We start from the raw sequence: 15689 nt of genomic DNA on the forward strand, positions 1-15689 counted from the left end.
TATCGCCACATTTAGCATCCCGCAGTCAATAATATAGAGAGTAAAAGTGGCAGCAAAAGTTTCCTCGGCGTCACTTTTAGATAACAGCAGACTGTTTTACTAAAATAGCCTGCCGACTTGAGTCTGAATAAGAGCAAGACTACAATTCGCAATTACCTTTCTATTTAGCACATTCCAATGCAAGAAATTGAATACCGCAAAGGCATACTATACGCCGTTTGCGCTTATACCCTTTGGGGATTTGCCCCGATTTATTTTAAGTTACTTGATAACGTTCCTGCCGCAGAAATTTTGCTGCACCGAGTCATCTGGTCATTTTTCTTTGTGACGATTTTAATCGCACTATTTGGTGGCTTTGCACGTTTACGCCATCTACTTAAACAGCCAAAGCAGCTTGCCGTGCTATGCGTAACATCGGTGCTAATCGCAGGTAACTGGTTACTGTTTATCTGGGCGGTCAATAACGACCATATGCTGGATGCCAGCTTAGGTTACTTTATTAACCCGCTAGTGAACGTCAGTTTGGCGATGATCTTTCTAGGTGAACGCCTACGTAAATTACAGTGGGCAGCAGTGGCATTAGCGGCAACAGGCGTAATGATCCAGCTGATCTCTTTTGGCTCAATCCCATTAGTGTCGCTCGGTCTTGCTTGTTCATTCGCTTTTTACGGTTTACTGCGTAAAAAGGTCAATGTCGACGCGAAAACCGGACTATTAGTAGAAACCGCTATTTTGCTGCCAGTAGCATTGGTTTACCTGTTTACCAACACTGGCGACTCATTAACTCACTTATTGGCTAATGATCTGCACCATAACTTGTTATTAGTTGCTGCAGGTGTTGTCACTACAGTGCCATTACTGTGCTTTGCTTCTGCCGCGGTGAGAATTCCATTTTCCATGCTGGGCTTTTTCCAATACATCGGCCCAAGTATTATGTTTATTCTGGCTATCGCACTATTCAATGAACCTTTTGATGCAGAGAAAGGCATTACCTTTGCGTTTATCTGGGCGGCATTATTCCTATTTACTTTGGATATGCTTTATAAGCGTAAAGCGAAAAAGTAACAGAACGATATAACTAAAAAAGCGAACCTTATGGTTCGCTTTTTTGTTTACGATTAAGGATCGTTTCGTGTCAGCTTTTCAGGGTTCTGTAGACTCAAAATCAACGGGTAATTACGCTTTGTCGGAATAGAAACAATGTTGTCGGTACTGGTTGTCGCCACAAAAGCCTTTTGCTCATTGGCTAACCTAAACCAACCTAATTGAAACCCCGGCATGCCAATACCGTTAGCTCTTAAATTAGGTTTTAATTCTGGGCTTTTACCCCAATCGACACGGGTAATCTCATCCAAACCGATTTCAGTTAAGGGTATGCTAAAACCATAAAAAGGCACGTCCAAGGTTAAGCTATCAGCACTAATCACCAACTTGGAATCATTCACTTTATAGAACATCCAACTAAAGGCCAGAACCATAGGCAGCAATACACCAATGCTAACGGCCTTGCTCACTTTGGGCATATTCTTGCAGTAGATAAATACACCCAATCCAATCAAAATTGCCAACAGTGCCACAAAGCTCCAATGGCCAGTAGAGTTAAGTGGTGCTAGCGGGTAAACCTGAGACATAAGCGAACCTAATAACGACTGTTGTCAGCATTGTTACACACCGACATAAACTGTCAAACTTTGGCTTGATTCAAGTTTGCTTTACAAGTCCAGCGCCAAAATCTTAGATTTACGTTGGTAGTTATACAGCTGCTTTTTCTTTTCAGGTAATTCATCGACCTCAACCATATTAAAGCCATGCTCTAAGAACCAATGAATACTGCGGGTCGTCAATGCAAATAAACGTGAATAACCGCGTACCCGAGCTTGCCCAATAATGTTTTGCAGCAGTAAACTACCTCTGTCGGCATCGCGATAGTCTGGGTGTACCACCAAACAAGCAAACTCGCCGGCGTTATCTTCTTCAAACGGGTAAAAAGCGGCGCAGCCAATAACTAAACTGTCGCGTTCAATCAGCATAAACTGTTCGATTTCCATCTCTAGTTGTTCACGAGAACGTCTAACTAAAATGCCTTTTTGCTCTAATGGACGGATCAAATCCAATATGCCACCAATATCGCGGATTGATGCTCTACGCAAACGCTCAGCACTTTCGGTAACAATCTGGGTACCAATACCATCACGAGAGAAGAGTTCCTGTAGCAGTGCACCGTCATCAAGATAACTGACAAAGTGACAACGACTTACCCCATTGCGGCAAGCATCAATACTCGCCTGCAAAAATGCTTTAGTGCCCACACAAAACGGCGTCACTTCAGGTAAATCATTAAGAATTTTTTGTGCATCCGTTGGCATCAACTCAGCAAGAACCTGCCCTGTGCTATCTAAAATACCTTTCTGCGAGCTAAACCCTATCATCTTGTCAGCTTTAAGCTTTATCGCAATTTGGGTAGCCACTTCCTCTGCCGTAAGGTTGAAGCTCTCACCAGTCACTGACGCGGCCACAGGGCCTAATAATACAATACCGCTATTGTCTAACTGACGCTTCAAGCCTTGACTGTCAATTCGACGTACCTTGCCAGTCAGGCAGTAATCAACGCCATCTTCCACCCCTAAGGGTTGGGCAATAACGAAATTACCACTGACAACATTGATTTGCGCGCCCTGCATAGGGGTATTACTTAAGCTCATTGATAAACGCGCAGTAATATCAAGGTGCAACCCACCAACAACTTGCTTAATCACTCGCAGAGACTCTTCTTCGGTGATCCTCACGCCATTGTAATATTCGGCTGGCAGACTGTGCTCAGCTAACGCTTGGTCTATTTGCGGTCTCGCGCCATGAACCAATACAATTTTGATCCCTAGGCTATGCAGCAAAGCGATGTCGTTAATGATCGAGCGAAACTGTTGCTGCGCCAAGGCTTCTCCGCCAAGCATAACAACAAAAGTCTTGCCTCTATGGGCATTAACATAGGAAGCAGAATGACGAAATCCATCAACAAGTTCAGTGGTTCGCACGTTAACATCACCTTTAAAATAGAGAGAAAGATACCCGAAGCGCCATACTTGATGATGAGCTCAGTTACACCTAAAGATGATAGTGCATTTATATTCAATAAAAAAGCATTAATTTTCAACTCGAATTATTAATTAACATACAAAGTTATTGTTAAAAAAGCCTAATAACAGACCTTACTACTCCCCCTACAACGCCACTAAATATGCATTTAAACCAGTAGATATAGCAGAATACAAAAGCTATTCACTATTGATAACAGTGGGTCTAGCTAGTAAGTAGTAATCATAATTAGCCAAGTGAAAGCAGTGAATGGTTAAGCAAAAGAGAGTATTAACGGCAAAGATGAAGTATAACGATACAAAAGCAAGGTAAAAAATGTAGATTGGACACTGGGTAAAATGACGCTTGTGGGCAAATTTCAGGCAAAAAAAAGCCTCTATAAATAGAGGCTTTTTCCAAGATGCTTAAACAAGTAATTACTTGATTTTAGCTTCTTTGTACATAACGTGCTGACGAACAACTGGATCAAATTTCTTGATTTCCATTTTTTCAGGCATGTTACGTTTGTTTTTTTCAGTCGTGTAGAAGTGACCAGTGTTAGCGCTAGAAACTAGCTTGATCTTCTCACGATTACCTTTAGCTTTAGCCATGGTTTATTACACCTTCTCGCCGCGGGCACGAAGTTCAGCAATAACAACTTCAATACCTTTCTTATCGATGATACGCATACCTTTAGTAGATATACGTAGCTGTACGAAACGCTTCTCGTCTTCTAACCAGAAACGGTGGTTCTGTAGGTTAGGTAAAAAACGACGACGCGTAGCATTCTTCGCGTGCGAACGGTTGTTACCAACCATTGGTCGCTTGCCAGTTACTTGGCATACTCTTGACATGTCAATCTCTCCAAAACAATATTTAACGCTCGAGCATTAATGCACCTCGAACACGGCCGTCGCCTGAGGCACACAACAGAGGGCGCATTTTATACAGGATCTAAAATCAAAGATCAAGGAATAGATTAATCCATCCATCCCCTTTCAGCGAAAGAAACTATCTCTCGATCGCCCACAACCATGTGATCCAGTAAGGAAACATCAATAGTTTGAAGGGCTTGTTTCAATCGCTCAGTAATTCGTCTATCGGCTGTACTTGGCTCTGCAATCCCTGAAGGATGATTGTGACACACGATCACAGCCGCAGCCTTTTTTTCAAGCACCAAGCTCACCACTTCTCGTGGATAAACTGACGCTGAATTGATTGTACCTCTAAATAACTCAACGAATTGAATTACTCGATGTTGGCTATCTAATAACAAAATAGCGAACACTTCATAGGCACGATCAGACAATTGTCTCATTAAATAGTCCCGAGTTAAATCAGGATCAGACAAAATTTTACCTCTTTTTAGATTTTCTTGCGAAATTCGTGCGCCTAATTCCACTGCAGCCTGCATTTGAGCAAATTTTACCGGGCCAATTCCATCTAATCGACAAACTTGTGCTTGAGAAGCGCTAAGCAAGCTTCTAAGGCCACCAAACTCATTAATCATCAACTTGGCCAACTCAACTGCACTTAAGCCTTTTAAACCCACCCTAAGCAACACTGCCAATAATTCAGCATCTGATAATTGTTTTACACCACAAGATAATAATTTTTCTCGCGGTGCCTCACCATCCGGCCAATCCTTTATCGCCATAACAACCTCCCTGTTGTTTCTGTTCTTTGAGTATGGTCTAGATTTTCTGAAGTTGTTCATCACCATTTAGAGGTTTGTGATATCTTAGGCCAACTTCTGCTGTGCGACCGCAAGCTTGGTCCACAAAGTGATTATCAAAAAGAGTTAACTATGGGTCTCACTAACAAAAAAGTACTACTTGGAATTGGTGGCGGTATTGCCGCATACAAATCAGCTGATCTAGTACGTAAATTAAAAGAACGCGGCGCTGACGTGCGTGTTGTTATGAGTCAAAGTGCGCAGGAATTTATTACCCCGCTCACTCTGCAGGCGCTATCTGGCTACCCAGTTGCTACCGACTTACTCGACCCAACTGCTGAAGCATCAATGGGTCACATCGAGCTAGCAAGATGGGCAGACTTAGTCATTATCGCACCAGCGACAGCTAATCTAATTGCTCGCGTTAATGCCGGCATGGCAGACGAGTTAATCACTACCACATGTTTGGCTACCGAGGCACCTGTAGTACTTTGCCCAGCAATGAACCAGCAGATGTATCGCAACGCCGCCACTCAAGCTAACTTAAAACAAGTCGGCAAGCGCGGCATCCATATTTGGGGCCCAGATTCCGGCTCACAAGCTTGCGGTGAAGTAGGCCCTGGCAGAATGCTTGAACCTGTAGCGATTGCAGAAAAAGCCGTTGAATTCTTTGGTCCTAAACTTCTGCAAGGCATGTCGGTACTGCTCACCGCGGGTCCAACGCGTGAAGCCATCGACCCGGTACGCTATATCTCTAACCACAGCTCAGGCAAAATGGGCTTTGCCCTTGCCAGAGCCGCAGCAGAAATGGGCGCAGAAGTCACACTTGTCGCCGGTCCTGTTAATCTAGCAACGCCAAATGGCGTGACACGCGTAAACGTTGAGTCTGCGCAGCAAATGTTAGATGCAGTTATGCCACAGGTTGAACAACATCAAATTTTCATTGGCTGCGCCGCAGTAGCCGATTATCGAATCGCTAAAGTCGCAGAAAGCAAAATTAAAAAATCAGCAGAGCAGATGCAACTTGCGCTAGTTCGAAATCCTGATATCTTAGCCAGCGTTGCCAGCCATGCTAACCGACCTTTTACCGTTGGATTTGCAGCTGAAACCAATGATGTAGAGCAATATGCTCGCGGAAAGTTGAGCCGTAAAAAGCTCGATATGATTGCCGCTAACGATGTATCGAATACCGACATTGGTTTTAATAGCGACGCGAATGCATTGAGCGTGTTTTGGAGCGACGGTAGTCAAGAGCTACCGGCAGTTGATAAAGACACGTTAGCAAAGCAATTGCTCACCCTAATAGCGAATAAAATAAAAAACTAATGAAGACACCAATCGAATTAAAAATCCTCGATTCACGGATTGGCACAGAGTTTCCGCTACCAGCTTACGCCACATCAGGCAGTGCGGGTATGGATCTTCGTGCCATTACCGATACCCAATTGACCATTGCGCCAGGTGAAACCGTTTTAATCCCAACAGGGATAGCGATTCACGTTGCCGACCCAAGTTTAGCGGCGATTATTTTACCACGTTCAGGGTTAGGGCATAAGCATGGCATTGTGTTAGGTAACCTAGTGGGGCTTATCGATTCGGACTATCAAGGTCCGCTAATGGTGTCTTGCTGGAACCGCGGTAGCGAGCCATTCACCATTGAGATTGGCGACAGACTCGCGCAGCTGGTTTTTGTGCCGGTTGTTCAGGCTGAATTTAAACTTGTCGACGAGTTTAACCAGTCAGATCGCGGCACAGGTGGATTTGGCCACTCAGGAACCAAATAACGATTAATGCGATAACCGTATAATCAATTTTAATGGATAGCATGGAGCTTCGTTTCCTTGCCGTCTCGCTCAGTAGTAATCGAGTGAAGGACAGATAAATGGCTGCAAGCCCAAAAATAAACCGTCGTGAGCATATCCTACAGTGCTTAGCGACCATGCTAGAAACAAGCCCAGGACAACGCATAACTACAGCCAAATTAGCCGCTGAAGTAGGCGTATCTGAAGCGGCACTTTACCGTCACTTTCCAAGTAAAGCTCGCATGTTTGAAGGGCTTATTGAGTTTATCGAAGAGTCGCTATTGTCGCGCATAAACTTAATCATGGATGAAGAAAAAGACACCATGAAGCGCTGCCAATTACTGCTGCAGCTATTGCTAGTATTTGCTGAACGTAACCCAGGCATTTCACGCGTATTAAATGGTGACGCTCTTTTGGGTGAAAACGAACGTTTACGCAGCCGTATTAGCCAGCTATTTGCCAAAATTGAAACCCATCTAAAACAAATTCTGCGTGAAAAAAGTCTACGTGAAGGCAAAGCCTTTAATCTAGACGAAGCCGTGCTAGCAAACTTATTGCTTGCTGTAGCTGAAGGCCGTATCGCCCAGTTTGTGCGCAGCGAATTTAAACTTAAGCCGACTAAGCACTTTAATGAGCAGTGGGACTTCATTCAGCAGCAACTACTGCAAAGCTAACGCTACACAATATAAAGTAGCCCTAAACAAGGGCTACGCCATCTATTTACAAAGCTGCAACCTTTCACTTACAATCCAATTCTCAAAAAATAACTACAACGTTGATCTATACAAGGAAGTTGTATGAGAATTATTTCTGCAATTGTAAGCGCTGCAATACTCAGCAGTAGCTTCTTAGTCCAAGCCAGCAGTATCGAACAGGCTGAACTTTTTAGCCGTTCAGCAGAGTTCACCGCAGTAAAAATATCCCCTAAAGGCGATTATCTAAGCGGTATTAGCATCGATAAAGAAAGCGATAAACGCGCACTTATCATTTTAGATTTGGAAACCATGAAGCCCTCTTATATCGTTAATTTTAAGGGTAAAGGCGAAGTGGGCAGCTACTATTGGGTCAATGATGAACGTGTTGTTTTACAAAAGAGCTATAAGCAAGCGCGCATAGAAACTTCGGCTTATTACGGAGAGATGCTGGCGGTCAATGCTGATGGCAGTAAGCCGAAATATATTTTTGGCTACAAAGGCAGTGGTGGAGGAACCAGCAGCGGTAATATTCAAAAGTCTTCTTCCATTCAAGCAACAAGTTACATGCTCGATACGCTCCCAGAAGAGGAAGATGACATCCTCGTCATGGCCTATCCTTGGACAGGAACAAACCATGCCATAACCCAAGTTTATAAAGTTGACGTTTACTCAGGTAAGCGTAAAAAACTAACCTCGTCTCCAGTTCAAAATGCTAATTTCTTAGTCGATCATGACCAAAATGTTCGTCTCAGTTTTAGCCAAGACGAAAAACAAAACGATCTACTTTATTATTTTGATGAAGATAAAAATAAGTGGATTGATGCTGATAGCCTTCGCGGTGATCTCACAGAATTTAGACCGCTTTCGTTTACCAAAGATGATAAATCAATCTACGCCATTGGTGCTAAAGGCGTTGAAACTCACGCTATCTATAAAATTAATTTAAAAACTAAAGTACAAGAAAAGGTGATTCAGCACCCTGTTGTTGACCCAAGCCAGCTATGGATAGATGATCAAACTAAAGTGCTCTATGCCGTTGAGTTTGAAAATGGTTTTCCTGAATACCAATTTATCGATGACAAAAATAGCAAAGCCAAGGCACTCAATCAGCTAATGGTAGCCATTCCAGATCATCGTATCCGCATCATTAGCGAAACGAACGACGGCAACACGATGATCGTTCTTGCCATGAATGATAAAAACCCTGGAGATTACTACCTTTTTGATAGCAAAAAGATGAAGCTTAAATATCTGTTCGCAGAAAAAAGTTGGCTTAATCCAGACAAAATGGCTGAAGTTAAACCAATTGAATTTACCAGCAGAGACGGTAAGCAGTTACACGGCTACATAACGCTTCCTAACGGCATAGAGCACAAAAACATGCCGCTAGTCGTTAATCCGCACGGCGGCCCACATGGCCCAAGAGACAACTGGGTATTTAATACAGAAAACCAACTTCTCGCTCAACATGGTATTGCCGTTCTGCAGGTGAACTTCAGAGGCTCTGGTGGTTACGGGCCTTCATTTGAACAAGATGGTTATCGCAAGTGGGGAGCTGAAATTCAGTACGATATTATTGACGCGACTCAATTTGCAATTGATCAAGGTTGGGCAAATAAAGATAAAATTTGTATCTCAGGAGCCAGTTTTGGCGGCTATTCAGCACTAATGGCTCCAACCATTGCCCCAGATATGTATAAATGTGCCGTAGGTACCGTTGGTGTGTACGATCTTGAAGAACTGCACGATAGCGGCGATATTCCAAAATCCTATTCAGGTGGAGCATTCCTAAACGAAGTACTTGGCAATGACACAGCCTCTTTACGCGCCATGTCACCAACACACAACGTTCATAAGCTTAAGGCAAGCGTATTACTGCTTCACGGTGAAGAAGATGAGCGTGCGCCAATGGAGCAGTTTGATGCGATGGAAAAAGCATTGAAAAAAGCCAATTATCCTTATGAAAAGAAAATCTGGGATAAATCAGGTCACGGCTTCTATACCCCTGAAAGCCGAGAGCTCTATTACGACACTATGGTTAGCTTTATTAAGAAAAACTTAGAGCTTTAATGTTTTAAAACAACAGCAAAATGCTGAGTTGTTTAAAAACAATCTAAGATTGTAATACTGCGAATTGAAAAACCGACTAATTTAGTCGGTTTTTCTTATCTTCAATGCGTTTTTCGGTGTATATTTACAGCAAATAGCGGTATCCTCCCGTCCTCTCTCAATACAATGCCAATAGCTAGCGCTATAATTTTCATTTTGTAAGAGATTACTGAGTCTCTTCCCGAGACCGACGGCCCTAGTACACAGGATACGAATATCACCACTCATTTTTTATGGTGAAGGAGGAACTTATGACATCAAAAGAAGCAATCCTCAGTGAATCTGCTCAAATCGTAAAGTCTGCACTGATCGAGCGCGGTCTTGAAACGCCAATGCTACCAAATGAGCTAAGCGCTGAAGTACGTAAAGACAAGATTGAACACCACATGCGTGAGATCTTGACCTTAATGTCACTGGACTTGAGCGACGATAGCTTAGCGGATACTCCGCGCCGTATCGCCAAAATGTACGTCGATGAAATATTCTCAGGCCTAGACTACGCCAATTTCCCAAAGATCACTGTTATCGAAAACAAAATGGGCTTTGATGAAATGGTTAAGGTTAACGACATTAGCTTAACCAGTACCTGTGAGCATCACTTAGTCACTATCGATGGTGTAGCAACCGTGGCTTACTTGCCACGTAAGAACATTATCGGCTTATCTAAGATTAACCGTATCGTGCGTTTCTTTGCGCAGCGACCGCAAGTCCAAGAGCGTTTGACCCAGCAGGTTCTAGTGGCACTACAGGCGTTATTAGGCACTAAAGATGTGGCAGTTAAGATGGACGCGGTACATTACTGCGTAAAATCACGCGGTGTGATGGACTCAACCAGTTCAACCACAACCACAGCACTAGGCGGCATCTTTAAGTCGAACCCAGCGACTAGAGCTGAATTCTTAAGTAATTAAAGTAAAAGAAGGTTCTAGGGCGCTTCTAGGTCCTAGGTCCTAGGTCCTAAAAGATTAAAGCCCCAAAAACAAAAACGCTGCGTCATAAACGCAGCGTTTTTTCGTTTTCGGCGAAGCTAAAGACCGAAAACGGAACACTCGCAGGCTCGTTAACAGATAACAGAACGGCCTTCGGCCTTACGGAAATTAAAAGCAGATTCAAACGCGTCGCTACTGTATACAGAACGTTCGCAGGCCCACTTCCCCCCCTTATCGCTAACGATAAAAAGTCAGAAAAAAAAGCCGCGATTTTAGTTAACTATAATCGCGGCATTTATCTTTTCCGTAAGCGTAGCGTTCGGTTATCCGTGAGCGCAGCGTTCCGTCATCCTAAAACCTTAAATCCCGTACTGATCGCGGTAAGCGCTTACAGTTGCAAGCTCTGCTTCCATACCTGACTTTTCAGACAAGTAGTTAATCAAGTCTTCAAGCTTGATGATAGATACAATGTCACAGCCAAAGTCGCGCTCAACTTCTTGAATCGCAGAAAGCTCACCCTTGCCCTTCTCTTGGCGGTCTAGTGCAATCAACACACCAGCCAATGCAGCTTTATGCGCTTCAATGATTTCCATAGATTCACGAATCGCGGTACCGGCTGTGATCACATCATCAACCAACATGACGCGGCCTTGCAGCTCGCTACCCACCAAGCTGCCACCTTCACCGTGATCTTTCTTCTCTTTACGGTTAAAGCAGTAAGGCATGTCGATATCGTGGTGATCGCACAGTGCTACAGCTGTAGTTGTTGCGATTGGAATACCTTTGTATGCAGGGCCAAATAGCAAGTCATACTCAATACCTGAGTCAACTAGCGCCGCAGCATAAAAACGACCTAGACGCGCTAAGTCACGACCCGTATTAAACAGGCCAGCGTTAAAGAAATAAGGGCTAGTGCGGCCTGACTTTAACGTAAATTCGCCAAATCGAAGTACCTGACGTTCTAGGGCAAATTCAATAAACTCACGTTGATAGGCTTTCACAATCTCTCCTTAAAAATGTAGGGGTAATACTTTGCGTATTATTTAATTTTATTTCACTTACAAAAAGGACCCCGTAGGGCCCTAATAACAAAAACGATGATTAGCTCAATGAAGCTTTCTGGATATCAACAATTTCGCGAATACCGTGCTTAGCCAAATCAAGTAGGCTCAATAGCTCTTCGTGGCTAAATGGTTCACCTTCTGCAGTACCTTGGATCTCGATGATCTTACCGGTCTCAGTCATTACCACGTTCATGTCAGTTTCAGCAGCGCTATCTTCGATATATTCTAAATCGCAGATTGGCTCTCCTTTATAAATACCAACACTTACCGCAGCAATCAGGAACTTAAGCGGGTTAGTCTTCAAGATCCCTTTACCACGAGCCCAGTTTAGCGCGTCAACTAACGCAACACAGGCGCCAGTAATCGCAGCAGTACGGGTACCACCGTCAGCTTGGATCACGTCACAGTCGATAACAATGGTGTTTTCGCCTAGCAGCTTCATGTCTACAGCAGCACGTAGTGAACGGCCGATTAAACGCTGGATTTCTTGAGTACGACCAGACTGCTTACCGCGAGCGGCTTCACGCTGCATACGGCTATGAGTAGAACGTGGCAGCATGCCATATTCAGCAGTTACCCAACCTTGGCCTTGGCCTTTAAGGAAACGCGGTACGCCTTCTTCAAAACTAGCGGTACACAGTACTTTGGTGTCACCAAATTCTACTAAAACCGAACCTTCGGCATGAGCAGTAAACTGGCGAGTAATAGTCACAGGGCGAGACTGTGCTGGAGTTCTGTTGCTTGGGCGCATGATGAATTCCTGTATTTAAGGGCATGGGGTAATTTGGCTGCATATTATAGGGACATGTGCGCCACTATGCTATCTGAATCCGTAAACTCAGCAGAAAACAGCCTTCTGATTTTGCGCATAAGCTCGCAATAACCGCAATCTATGAATAAAAGCCGACAACAGCGCCTTGTTATCACGCCTGCATGAGCAAATTTACCACTAAAGCCTGCACCTTAAATTTGTTTGGGTATATAATCACAATTCACTTAGACGAATCACACTGGAAATCATCAATGATCCAAAGCATGACAGCCTACGCTCGCATTGAGCACAAAGCAGATTGGGGCACCGCCTCATGGGAAATCCGTTCAGTTAACCAGCGCTACCTAGAAACTTACCTGCGCCTACCAGAACATTTCCGCAGCTTGGAGCCTGTTCTTAGAGATCGTCTACGTAAACGCTTAAACCGCGGTAAAATCGAAGTAAACCTTCGCTATGACCTAAACGAAAAGAGCGATAGCGAGTTACAGCTAAACCAAGATCTAGCTAAGCAAATTATCAATGCCGCTAACTGGGTGAAGAACGAAGCGGGCCAAGGCGAGCTAAACGTGGTTGACGTACTACGCTGGCCAGGTGTGATGTCAGGCTCAGAGCAAGACATGGACGCACTAGGTAAAGAGTTGTTAGTGGCTTTTGACGCGGCAATCGATCAGTTTATCGAAGCCCGTGGCCGTGAAGGTGACGCAATCAACACCATGCTACAAACTCGCTTAGACCAAATCGTTGAGCAAGTAGCCGTAGTGCGTGGCCACATGCCAACAGTTATGCAATGGCAGCGTGACAAGCTAACTAACCGTTTAGCTGAAATCACCGGTGAACTTGACCCTGCTCGTATGGAGCAAGAGATGGTTCTGCTAGCGCAGAAGATGGACGTTGCCGAAGAGATGGACCGTCTTGACGCCCACGTCGCAGAAACGCGCCGTATTCTTAAGAAAGGTGGCGCACAAGGCCGCCGTCTAGACTTTATGATGCAAGAGTTTAACCGTGAGTCAAACACCCTAGCGTCTAAGTCAATCAGCAACGACGTCACTGCAGCAGCGGTAGAACTTAAAGTATTGATTGAGCAAATGCGTGAGCAAATTCAGAACGTAGAGTAAGTCTCTATCGATTCAAATTAGTGCTTTTAAGCCCAGTTTATCGCTGGGCTTTTGTTTGCCTTTTTCGAGAGAATTAGGCTCTTTGACTGGAACGTTGACCTCTAATTATTCAGCCGTCAGTCGTTTTGCTCTATCCTTTAAACCATCGAGAATCGAATCTCTTATATGTACAGGAAAGTCACCCGGCAGCTGAGCCTTTACCCTCATAATCACATCATCGACTGAATCAGCAACCTCTCGAAAAATGGCAGTCATAGTCTGGGTATCAAACCCAATAGCCTTTGCAGTTTGCATAAAGTGTCTTGGGAAAATTTGGGCTATTTGATACTTCTTGCCTTTAGTCGCTTTAAGTCCCATCGCAAGCTTAGCATCACGAATATTTAGGCCCTTACCACCAATAACTGGATACATGGATATAATGTCGTAAAAGGGAGTAAGTCGATACCCGCCACCGGCCTCAATGAAGAGTGAGAAGTTCTTAGCATGCCCGTCTGTCGCCGCTAAAAGCCAGAACAGCACTTGCGATTTCATAAAGTTATACCTGTCTGCTTCTGAGTTCATAGAGCCCAATAAATAAGGCATGATGTGCTCAATACCCGGCCCACCATGACTTTCATACTTTTTAGCCGATGGAATATTTAATGTTTGGCAAAAGTCCTCTTGTGGCAATCGCATAATCCATTGGCTATCACTAGATAATTTACGATCAAAACGTGCGACTGCCAGCGCCTTAATATCACCCACCTTAATTATTGAGCAATGCGGCACATCTAAGCCAAACTCCCTCACAATCATCATGCACAGGTATTCGTTTTCAACGCTATCAGCCATATCAATAGTAAATGAATGGCTCTGTATCTCACCAATAGGCAACTTAATGATATGTGTAGTCGGTGTCGCTTTGATTGGAAGCTGCCATCGGCCATCTAAATTAAGTAAAGCCGTCTTCTCTTGAGCCCCCGCAATTGAGATCCGAAAATCATCCTCACCGGCTAACATGCCAAGCGGGATATCTGACTGATAGCCCTTAAGCACCTTTTCCAATGCCTCATCAGATAAAGGTTTAGCGTCAATCTTTTTAACCTCAAAGGGTTGTTGTTCATGGGGTACTAACTGCAATGCTCCAACACTGTCTTGACCGACTTTAGCAAGTAGATCGAACGCTTGAGTCGATTGCGCATTATGGCGAGCCACAATCCTGTTTCTCACCTCCATGTTATCTGGCAATAAATTATCAAAGAAGTTATAAACTTCGTCACCTTTATACACTTGCGAACGCAATGGCATAGACAGTGAAATTGGTCGACTTCCTGAAGTATCAAGCCACTGGCGGGTGTAATTGAACAAATGAGAACCAGTAGTCGACTTAGTCAATTGCCCAACCAAATAGCCATTCATATAAACATCAAGAACAGCCATTACCACTCCTCCTTCCACTCTTGCTCGGGGGCAGTGCTTTTATCATCATTCAGGCGTTCCGCGAGTTCTGAATTTCTAACCTTTATATCCAACTCTAGATTAAGTGCTGACAGAATTTTAAATAGCGTCTCTAGCTTGGTCGAGTCAGGGTTCTGCTCAAAGCTTGAAACGGTATCCTGACGAATGCCAACTTTACTAGCTACCTTGCTTTGCGAGAGCTTCATATTCAGCCGTGCATCTTTAAGATATACGCTAAGCTGCTTTGAGTTTGTCACCTTCATGAACACTACCTATAGAGTTAACCTTAACTCTACTTTACACGCTAAAGCAGGTAAATCAAGTTTCACACGCTATAGCCGTTAAAAATGTTTTACGCGCTATTAGCGTTAAATGTGTTTTTACACGCTATAAGCGTTAAACCACTAACTACACGCTATAGCGTGTATTCATAATGTAATTGAGTTTAGGTTTATTACTAGGCTTTTCGTATAGAGCAAGAGATGGTATTGCTGGCGCAAATGATGATGTTGCCGAAGAGATGAATCGTCATGACTTTATGATGCAAGAGTTTAACCGTGAGTCAAACACCCTAGCGTCTAAATCAATCAGCGCCGAAGTAACCGCCGCAGCGGTCGAGCTAAAAGTACTTATCGAACAGATGCGTGAGCAAATTCAGAACGTAGAATAAGTTTTCTGCGTTTATAGAAGTCGCTTTGAAAAACAAGTAGTAATATATTAGTAGAGCCCAGTTAAATGACTGGGCTTTTTGTTCCAAAGTCTTTATTGAATTGTCTTTTATTAAAGCTTTGTAATGAGGCTTCTCTGCAATGATGTTATCACCAAGTAGAACCTATATCCGTATATAACTGAAGCGGGCCAACAACATCATTCCAATGCTTCAATTGGGGAAGATTTTCAGCTTTAGTTAACTAAAACTCAAATAACCGGTCATCATCACTATCTTTTCCAGTCAAAGATTTATTAATTGCCTTCCTAGATAATAATTTAATCTTATTGACTCTATATAAATATTTGCC

Annotated in this window: 16 protein-coding genes and 1 pseudogene; 8 read left to right on the forward strand and 9 right to left on the reverse strand. The window is 43.6% G+C overall.

Annotation, left to right across the window (positions count from 1 at the left end):
- Positions 1-177 precede the first annotated feature (177 nt).
- Entirely contained in the window at positions 178-1065 is an 888-nt protein-coding gene (gene rarD, locus AB4298_RS05950) for an EamA family transporter RarD (RefSeq protein ID WP_248999910.1), read from the forward strand.
- 53 nt (positions 1066-1118) lie between these two features.
- Here rarD and AB4298_RS05955 read toward each other — a convergent pair whose 3' ends face one another.
- The 5 genes from AB4298_RS05955 to radC form a co-directional block, all read right to left on the reverse strand.
- Complete coding sequence (locus AB4298_RS05955) at positions 1119-1631, reverse strand: PH domain-containing protein (protein ID WP_371986022.1); 513 nt, start codon at positions 1629-1631, stop codon at positions 1119-1121.
- A gap of 81 nt (positions 1632-1712) precedes the next feature.
- The gene (gene argA / locus AB4298_RS05960) at positions 1713-3032 is read right to left on the reverse strand and encodes an amino-acid N-acetyltransferase (protein WP_248999912.1); all 1320 of its coding nucleotides are present in this window, start codon (positions 3030-3032) and stop codon (positions 1713-1715) included.
- Positions 3033-3509: 477 nt separating this feature from the next.
- Positions 3510-3683 carry a 50S ribosomal protein L33 gene (gene rpmG, locus AB4298_RS05965; protein WP_012275560.1) on the reverse strand — a complete coding sequence of 58 codons (174 nt, stop codon included), beginning with the start codon at positions 3681-3683 and terminating at the stop codon, positions 3510-3512.
- 6 nt (positions 3684-3689) lie between these two features.
- Positions 3690-3926, reverse strand: coding sequence for a 50S ribosomal protein L28 (gene rpmB, locus AB4298_RS05970; protein WP_220781282.1), 237 nt, complete (start codon positions 3924-3926; stop codon positions 3690-3692).
- Positions 3927-4051: 125 nt separating this feature from the next.
- Positions 4052-4729 (reverse strand): RadC family protein, encoded by a 678-nt coding sequence (gene radC / locus AB4298_RS05975; protein ID WP_371986023.1) that lies wholly within the window; start codon positions 4727-4729, stop codon positions 4052-4054.
- Between the two features lie 150 nt (positions 4730-4879).
- Between radC and coaBC the strand changes: the two genes are divergently transcribed.
- From coaBC to folE, 5 genes are all read left to right on the forward strand, one after another.
- Complete coding sequence (gene coaBC / locus AB4298_RS05980) at positions 4880-6073, forward strand: bifunctional phosphopantothenoylcysteine decarboxylase/phosphopantothenate--cysteine ligase CoaBC (RefSeq protein WP_371986024.1); 1194 nt, start codon at positions 4880-4882, stop codon at positions 6071-6073.
- Positions 6073-6531: a dUTP diphosphatase gene (gene dut, locus AB4298_RS05985; protein ID WP_248999915.1), complete on the forward strand. Its 459-nt coding sequence runs from the start codon at positions 6073-6075 to the stop codon at positions 6529-6531. Before coaBC ends, dut begins: the two co-directional genes overlap by 1 nt.
- Before the next feature lie 98 nt (positions 6532-6629).
- Positions 6630-7223, forward strand: a complete 594-nt coding sequence (gene slmA, locus AB4298_RS05990) for a nucleoid occlusion factor SlmA (protein WP_248999916.1) — start codon at positions 6630-6632, stop codon at positions 7221-7223.
- A 123-nt stretch (positions 7224-7346) separates the two neighbouring features.
- Positions 7347-9314: an alpha/beta hydrolase family protein gene (locus AB4298_RS05995; protein ID WP_371986026.1), complete on the forward strand. Its 1968-nt coding sequence runs from the start codon at positions 7347-7349 to the stop codon at positions 9312-9314.
- Between the two features lie 290 nt (positions 9315-9604).
- Positions 9605-10264 (forward strand): GTP cyclohydrolase I FolE, encoded by a 660-nt coding sequence (gene folE / locus AB4298_RS06000; RefSeq protein WP_248999918.1) that lies wholly within the window; start codon positions 9605-9607, stop codon positions 10262-10264.
- Between the two features lie 377 nt (positions 10265-10641).
- Here folE and pyrE read toward each other — a convergent pair whose 3' ends face one another.
- Both pyrE and rph read right to left on the reverse strand, forming a co-directional pair.
- Positions 10642-11283 (reverse strand): orotate phosphoribosyltransferase, encoded by a 642-nt coding sequence (gene pyrE, locus AB4298_RS06005; RefSeq protein ID WP_220760937.1) that lies wholly within the window; start codon positions 11281-11283, stop codon positions 10642-10644.
- A gap of 100 nt (positions 11284-11383) precedes the next feature.
- On the reverse strand, positions 11384-12097 hold the full coding sequence (rph, locus tag AB4298_RS06010) for a ribonuclease PH (RefSeq protein ID WP_012157036.1): 714 nt from the start codon (positions 12095-12097) through the stop codon (positions 11384-11386).
- Positions 12098-12369: 272 nt separating this feature from the next.
- On the opposite strand from rph, the gene AB4298_RS06015 reads away from it, so the two are divergent.
- Positions 12370-13233: a YicC/YloC family endoribonuclease gene (locus AB4298_RS06015; protein WP_220780429.1), complete on the forward strand. Its 864-nt coding sequence runs from the start codon at positions 12370-12372 to the stop codon at positions 13231-13233.
- A gap of 105 nt (positions 13234-13338) precedes the next feature.
- Here AB4298_RS06015 and AB4298_RS06020 read toward each other — a convergent pair whose 3' ends face one another.
- Together AB4298_RS06020 and relB are read right to left on the reverse strand one after the other, a co-directional pair.
- Complete coding sequence (locus tag AB4298_RS06020) at positions 13339-14652, reverse strand: type II toxin-antitoxin system HipA family toxin (RefSeq protein WP_371986027.1); 1314 nt, start codon at positions 14650-14652, stop codon at positions 13339-13341.
- Entirely contained in the window at positions 14652-14933 is a 282-nt protein-coding gene (gene relB, locus AB4298_RS06025; protein ID WP_371986028.1) for a type II toxin-antitoxin system RelB family anti-toxin, read from the reverse strand. The genes AB4298_RS06020 and relB overlap by 1 nt, the downstream gene beginning before the upstream one ends.
- Positions 14934-15137: 204 nt before the next feature.
- Between relB and AB4298_RS06030 the strand changes: the two are divergent.
- Positions 15138-15340: pseudogene (locus AB4298_RS06030) on the forward strand (endoribonuclease YicC domain-containing protein); the annotation flags it as partial.
- Positions 15341-15689: the final 349 nt, after the last annotated feature.

Source organism: Shewanella sp. 10N.261.52.F9 (genome assembly GCF_041471165.1).
Lineage (GTDB): Bacteria > Pseudomonadota > Gammaproteobacteria > Enterobacterales > Shewanellaceae > Shewanella > Shewanella marinintestina.